The sequence below is a fragment of the Bergeriella denitrificans NBRC 102155 genome, assembly GCF_001592185.1.
GTDB lineage: Bacteria > Pseudomonadota > Gammaproteobacteria > Burkholderiales > Neisseriaceae > Neisseria > Neisseria denitrificans.
Genome location: NZ_BCWL01000116.1, coordinates 1 through 6784, shown reverse-complemented (window position 1 = coordinate 6784; position 6784 = coordinate 1). Strand labels below are relative to the sequence as shown.

Here is a 6784-nt window from a genome sequence, read left to right as displayed (position 1 = left end):
CAGATAGTACGGCAAGGCGAGCCAATGCCGTAGCAGGATTTAAGTTCTACGACTATAGCCCGAGTTTACGCACGTCCCGCTTGGAACTTCATCTTACCCACCTCTGCAAAACAGCAACAAAAAATGGCGAAAGACAGCCAAACCCCGCCCCGCCAATTGTAAATGCCTATAACATTTTTAAAAACAACTTGACCTATTACAACAGATTACGTAAAGTAAGCAACGATATGTAAAAATTGGCATGACCAATTTACATCCAGCCGTATCCCGACCCGTCGGAGCGGCTTATCCGCTTTTCAGACGGCCTTTTGCCAAAGCCGCCTGTTTGATTATAAAAAACACAAGGATTTGTTGTATGGCTTTGTTCCTCAGCATTTTCCCCATCGTGCTGCTGATTTGGCTGATGGTGAAAAAAAACAGTATGCCCTCTTACATTGCGCTGCCGATTACCGCAGTGCTGATCTACATCATTAAAATCGCCTATTTCGGCGACGACTTCATGCTGCTCAATGCTACGGCCGCTTCCGGCCTGGTATCGACGCTCACGCCGATTACCGTGATTTTCGGCGCGATTATGTTCAACCGCATGATGGAAACCACCGGCTGTATCGACATCATCCGCAAATGGCTGGCCACCATCAGCCCCAACCCTGTGGCGCAGCTGATGATTATCGGCTGGGCATTTGCCTTTATGATTGAGGGCGCATCCGGCTTCGGTACGCCTGCCGCGATTGCCGCGCCAATTCTGATGAGCTTGGGCTACAATCCGCTGAAAGTGGCGATTTTCACGCTGGTGATGAACTCCGTACCCGTCTCTTTCGGCGCGGTCGGTACACCGACATGGTTCGGCTTCGCCCCGCTGGATTTGGCGCAGGCCGACATTCTGGCCATCGGCAGACAAACCGGTATCATGCACTTCTTTGCCGGCTTGGTTGTGCCCGTTATCGGCCTGAGCTTCATCGTACCGTGGGCCGAAATCAAGAAAAACATCGCTTTCGTTTACATCAGCATCTTGGCCTGTACCATTCCTTACGTGGCCTTGGCGATGGTCAACGAAGAGTTCCCGTCTCTGGTAGCGGGCGCCATCGGTCTGATGATTTCCGTATTCGCCGCCAACCACGGCTGGGGCTTGAGCAAAGACCATGCTAAAGATCCGAACGCGGAAAAAGTGCCTTTTGCCCAAGTGGCCAAAGCGCTGGCGCCGCTGGGTATGCTGATTGGTATGCTGGTCGTGACCCGCATCAAGCAGCTGGGTCTGAAAGGCATGCTGACCAGCAGCGAGCCGTGGTTCAGCTTCTCCCTGCCTGGCTTGAGCGACATCACCGTGACCCAATCGCTGACCGTCGTATTTGCCAATATTTTCGGCGAAGCCGTATCCGAGAAATACCAAACCCTGTATGTACCCGCGTGGATTCCGTTCGTATTGACCGTATGGATCTGCATCATTCTGTACAAAACCAAATTCGACGATGCCTGGAAATTCTACGTGGCCACCTTCAAGCAAACCCAAAAACCGCTGCTGGCTCTGATGGGTGCGCTGATTATGGTTAAACTGATGATGGTCGGCGGCGACGGCTCCATGGTGAAAATCATCGGTACGGAATTTGCCGCTATGGTCGGCGACAAGTGGATTTACTTCTCGCCCTACCTGGGTGCGATCGGTGCCTTCTTCTCCGGCTCCAATACCGTATCCAACCTGACCTTCGGCGCGATCCAACAACAAATCGCCATCGATACCGGCCTGTCCGTTACCCTGATTCTGGCGCTGCAATCCGTCGGCGGCGCGATGGGCAACATGGTCTGCATCAACAACATCATCGCCGTCTGCTCCGTATTGGGCGTAGAAAAAGCAGAAGGCGCGATTATCAAGAAAACCGTCATTCCGATGGCGATTTACGGTGTGATTGCCGTTGTCGTTGCCTTGGTTCTGTTTATGTAATGCCACAGCCAAAAAAGCCGTCTGAATTTTTCAGACGGCTTTTTCTTTGCCTCATGCCGAAACCGAAGCGCATCAATGCTATAATCACCACCTGATATCCCATACGCCCTATTCCTATGCACACCAACCAAGAGCCGCAGCGCCTTTCCAAGCGCATGGCACAGCTGGGACTTTGCTCCCGCCGCGAAGCCGACAGCTATATCGAACAAGGCTGGGTCACCGTCAATGGCCAAACCGCCGTGCTCGGCCAGAAAGTCACCGAATCCGACCGCATCGACCTGCACAAGCAGGCGCACGAGCAGCAGGCCGCGCGCGTGACCATTCTGCTCAACAAACCCGTCGGCTACGTCAGCGCGCAGGCCGAAAAAGGTTATCAGTCCGCCGCCGAGCTGATTACCCCCGAAAACCGCTGGGAAGGCGACGACAGCCGCATCGCCTATTCCCCCAAACACCGCTTCGGCCTCGCTCCCGCCGGCCGCCTCGACATCGACTCCGTCGGCCTGCTCGTGCTCACCCAAGACGGCCGCATTGCCAAGCAGCTGATCGGCGAACACAGCAGCAGCGAAAAAGAATACCTTGTGCGCGTGCGCGGCAAGCTCGACGACAAAGGCCTCGCCCTGCTCAACCACGGCCTGAGCCTGGACGGCGAAAAGCTGCGCCCCGCCCAAGTCAGCTGGCAAAACGAAGACCAGCTGCGCTTTATTCTCAAGCAGGGTAAAAAACGCCAAATCCGCCGCATGTGCGAGCTGGTCGGCCTGCGCGTGGTCGGTCTCAAGCGCATCCGCATGGGCAAAGTCAAACTCGGCAAACTGCCGCCCGGCAAATGGCGCTACCTGAAAGCGGGCGAATCGTTTTAAAATTCATGAAACCCTTTCCCAAACCGCCCGCGCAGCCCGATTACAAACACTTTCATCAAACATAAATAAACGAAAAATCAAATATTTATTAAACCATTTAAAATATTAACTAAAATTAACATCAAGATTGCCAGAACTATGTATAATCTAAATCGTCTGAGTAAGACTCGTCCGCAAGGATGAGTAGTGAGTAAGACGTTTTCCCCGTAATGTGTTTGGCCATCTATACTTTCCCCTTTGTATAGATGGTTTTTTTTATCGTCATTTCCATTGAAACGACGATACCGCTCAAACACTTCTCCCGCCGGATACCGGCCACGATTTTCAGGTACACCCCGCAATGGATACATTTATTGCCCTTTTCAGCAGCATCATCGACTTTATTCTCCATATCGACCAGCATCTGAGCACCCTGTCCGCCCAATACGGCGTGTGGATTTACGCCATTCTGTTTCTGATTGTATTCTGCGAAACCGGCCTAGTCGTAACCCCCTTTCTGCCGGGCGACTCCCTGCTCTTTGCCGCCGGCGGCATCGCCGCGCTGGGCAGCATGAACATCCACCTGATGGTGCTGCTGCTGCTGATCGCCGCCATCATCGGCGATGCGGTCAACTTCGCCATCGGCAAATATTTCGGCGAAAAACTCTTTGCCAATCCCGATTCCAAAATCTTCCGCCGCGCCTATTTGGACAAAACCCACGCCTTCTACGAAAAACACGGCGGCAAAACCATCATCATCGCCCGCTTCGTGCCCATCGTACGCACCTTTGCCCCCTTTGTTGCCGGCATGGGCCACATGGACTACCGCAAATTCATCCGCTACAACATCATCGGCGCCGTTGCCTGGGTGGTGCTGTTTTCCTACGCAGGTTATTTCTTTGCCAATATTCCTGCGGTAAAAAACAATCTGGGGCTGGTGCTGCTGGCGATTATCGTCATTTCCGTCTTGCCCGCCGTTATCGAAATCATCCGCGCCCGCCGCAGCGCAGATAAGCAGGCATAAGGTTTTGCCAAATCAAAAAGGCCGTCTGAAAATCGTGATTTTCAGACGGCCTTTTTACTCCCAGAGCAATAAATAATAAATTTTCAGACGGCCTTTTGAGTGGCATCGCAGCTTATTTTGACAAAATAAATTTTGAACTTCTCAGCCGTCTGAAAACAAGGCTATTCAGCCACACCACAATACGCATTTACCCCGTTCAAACCCGCCCCTTCTCCCGCTCTGCCAACTGCTCCGCTTCAAACCTCTGCAACACCCCGGCCACTTCATCAGCCTCTTTCAGCGTACGCACGCGCTCAAACAGCGTCTGCGCCTGCGGATAGGCTTTTTTCATCATACCCAACCATTGTTTCAAACGCGCAACGGGGTATTTGTTGCCCGCCTCTTTTGCCAAGCACAAATCGAAAAACAGGCGTATCCAGCCCGCAATTTCGGCGAAATCCGCTTCATTAACCGCTTCCCCGCGCCCGTATTGCTTAATCTGCCGCGCCAAATCGGGGCGGATGACCGCGCCGCGCCCCAGCATCACGCTGTCGCATCCGCTGACTGCACGGATATCCAGATAATCCTGCAACGTAAACACATCGCCGTTGGCGGTTACCGGTATCGCCACCGCATCGCGGATTTTGCGTACCCATTCCCAATGCGCGGGCGGCTCGTAGCCCTCTACTTTCGTACGCGCGTGTACCGTCAACCCGCAGGCGCCGCCTTCGGCAATCGCCGCCGCGCATTCCAACGCCCGGCTTTTGTCTTCAAAACCCAGACGCATTTTGCCCGTCAGCGGGATATGCTCGGGCAGGCGATTGCGCAGCGTTTTCACGATATGGAAAATCAGCTCCGGCTCTTTGAGCAGCACCGCGCCGCCTTTGTGCTTGTTTACCGTCGGCGCGGGGCAGCCGAAATTCAAATCGATTTTGTCCGCACCGAAACGCACCGCTTCCAGCGCATTCACCGCCATATTATCGGCATCGCTGCCCAAAAGCTGCACGGTGCAGGGCGTGCCGGCAAAGGTGCGGTTGCCCTGCGCGATTTCCGGCACGTGCTTGAGCCAAGTCTGGCGCGAGTGCACCGTATGCGTGATGCGCACAAATTCGCTCACGCATTCGTCGTAGCCGCCGATGCGGGTCAACAGATCCCGCATCACATCATCGCAAAGCCCCTGCATGGGCGCCAATATCAAACGCATGGTTTCAAGGCCGTCTGAAAAATGAAATGCGTATTGTAGCGGGATATCGGGTAAAATACAGCAAATCGTGTTTTCAGACGGCCTACGCCGCCCACTCCAACCCGAAAGTTGTGATTATGTCCACTTTGTCCGTATTGATTCTGGCGAGAAACGAAGAACGAAACATCAGCGACTGCATCGGCAGCGTTGCCTTTGCCGATGAAATCATCGTGATTGACGATTTCAGCACCGACCGCACCCGCCAACTGGCCGAAGAAGCCGGCGCGCGCGTTATCCAACGCAGCATGAGCGGCGATTGGGGCGGCCAGCAAACCTTTGCCGTGGAGCAGGCGCGCTGCGAATGGATTTTGTTTTTGGATGCCGACGAGCGCATTTCGCCCGAGCTGGCCGAAGAAATCAAAACCACCCTGAAATACGGCCAACCCGCCGCCTACTGGATTCAGCGGCACAACCGCTTCCATCACAACCGCGCCACACACGGCACGCTGCGCCCCGATTTCGTCTGCCGCCTGATGCCCGCCGCCGGTGTGACGGTTGAAGGCTACGTCCACCCCGCCATACTCCACCCCTATCAGGATAAAAAACTCCGCCACCCGATGTACCACTACACCTACGACAACTGGGATCAGTATTTCGGCAAATTCAACCACTACACCAAGCTCTCGGCCGAAAAATACCGCAAAGCGGGCAAATCCGTCAGCTTCACCAAAGACATCCTGCTGCGCCCCATTTGGGCGTTTATCAAAGTCTATATTTTCGACAAAGGCTTTTTAGACGGCAAAATCGGCTGGATTTTCGCCGTCAACCACTATTTCTACACCATGACCAAATACGTCCGCCTGTATTACCTGTATAAATCAGACGGCAAACTCTAACCCGTTCCGCACCATGACCCCGACCGTCTCACTCATCATCACCACCTACAACCGCCCCGACGCGCTGGCGCTGGTGCTGCAATCCGCGCTGGCGCAAACCCGCCTGCCCGACGAAATCATCATCGCCGACGACGGCTCGGGCGCGGATACCGCCGCCCTGATTGAAGCCTTCCGCAGCCGCAGCCCCGTGCCCGTCAAACACGCCTGGCGCCCCGACGACGGCTTCCGCGCCGCCGAAGCGCGCAACCGCGCCATCGCGCTGGCGCAAAGCGACTATATCGTGCTGATTGACGGCGATATGCTGCTGGATGCCTCGTTTATCGCCGACCACCTGCGTATCGCCCGCCCCGGCCGCCTGATACAGGGCTCGCGCGTGCTACTCACCGAAGCGCGTACCCGCGAAATCCTGAGCGGCGGCACGCTGCCGCTTTTGCGTCCCTGGAGCCGCGGCATCGAAAAACGCGCCGCCGCCCTGCGCTGCCGCTGCCTTTCCGCCCTGGCCGGACGGCGCGGCAACCACCGCCACAAAGGCATCAAAACCTGCAATATGGGCTTTTTCCGCGCAGATGCCCTGGCGGTGAACGGGTTCAACAATGATTTCGTCGGCTGGGGGCGCGAAGACAGCGAATTTGTCGCCCGCTGCTACCACAACGGCATGACGCGCCACAACCTCAAATTCGCCGGTATTGCCTACCACCTTTACCACCGCGAAGCCGAACGCGATGCCCTGCCCGACAACGACGCGCGCCTGCAGGCCGCATTGCAGGGGCAAACCGTCCGCTGCGCCAACGGCATCGATGCGTTTCTGACCGGCGAAAACGGCTAGTCGGCTACTGCCTGCAATTTAAATATAGTCGGAGAGTAAATTCTGATACAAGGCGATCCAGTGCCGTAGCAGAAATGACGCTTCGACTATATCTGTAGGTC

The 6784-nt window shown here is 55.2% G+C and carries 7 protein-coding genes; 6 read left to right on the top strand and 1 reads right to left on the bottom strand.

Translation table 11 applies throughout. From position 1 onward, the window contains the following. The 4 genes from BDE01S_RS11575 to BDE01S_RS07055 all read left to right on the top strand — a co-directional run. Window positions 1-233, top strand: a 233-nt coding sequence (locus BDE01S_RS11575) for a hypothetical protein (RefSeq protein WP_218015860.1), incomplete at its 5' end; no start/stop codon positions are given. 122 nt (window positions 234-355) lie between these two features. Then, window positions 356-1939, top strand: coding sequence for an L-lactate permease (locus BDE01S_RS07065; protein ID WP_066079337.1), 1584 nt, complete (start codon window positions 356-358; stop codon window positions 1937-1939). A 116-nt stretch (window positions 1940-2055) separates the two neighbouring features. Next, window positions 2056-2796 (top strand): pseudouridine synthase, encoded by a 741-nt coding sequence (locus BDE01S_RS07060; protein ID WP_066079334.1) that lies wholly within the window; start codon window positions 2056-2058, stop codon window positions 2794-2796. Window positions 2797-3136: 340 nt separating this feature from the next. Next, entirely contained in the window at window positions 3137-3799 is a 663-nt protein-coding gene (locus tag BDE01S_RS07055) for a DedA family protein (RefSeq protein WP_066079331.1), read from the top strand. A 196-nt stretch (window positions 3800-3995) separates the two neighbouring features. On the opposite strand, the gene BDE01S_RS07050 is transcribed toward BDE01S_RS07055, so the two are convergent. After that, complete coding sequence (locus tag BDE01S_RS07050; RefSeq protein ID WP_066079327.1) at window positions 3996-4982, bottom strand: tRNA dihydrouridine synthase; 987 nt, start codon at window positions 4980-4982, stop codon at window positions 3996-3998. A 116-nt stretch (window positions 4983-5098) separates the two neighbouring features. Between BDE01S_RS07050 and BDE01S_RS07045 the strand changes: the two genes are divergently transcribed. Then, window positions 5099-5857: a glycosyltransferase family 2 protein gene (locus BDE01S_RS07045; protein WP_066079340.1), complete on the top strand. Its 759-nt coding sequence runs from the start codon at window positions 5099-5101 to the stop codon at window positions 5855-5857. A gap of 13 nt (window positions 5858-5870) precedes the next feature. Beyond that, complete coding sequence (locus BDE01S_RS07040; protein ID WP_066079324.1) at window positions 5871-6683, top strand: glycosyltransferase family 2 protein; 813 nt, start codon at window positions 5871-5873, stop codon at window positions 6681-6683. Window positions 6684-6784 lie beyond the last annotated feature (101 nt).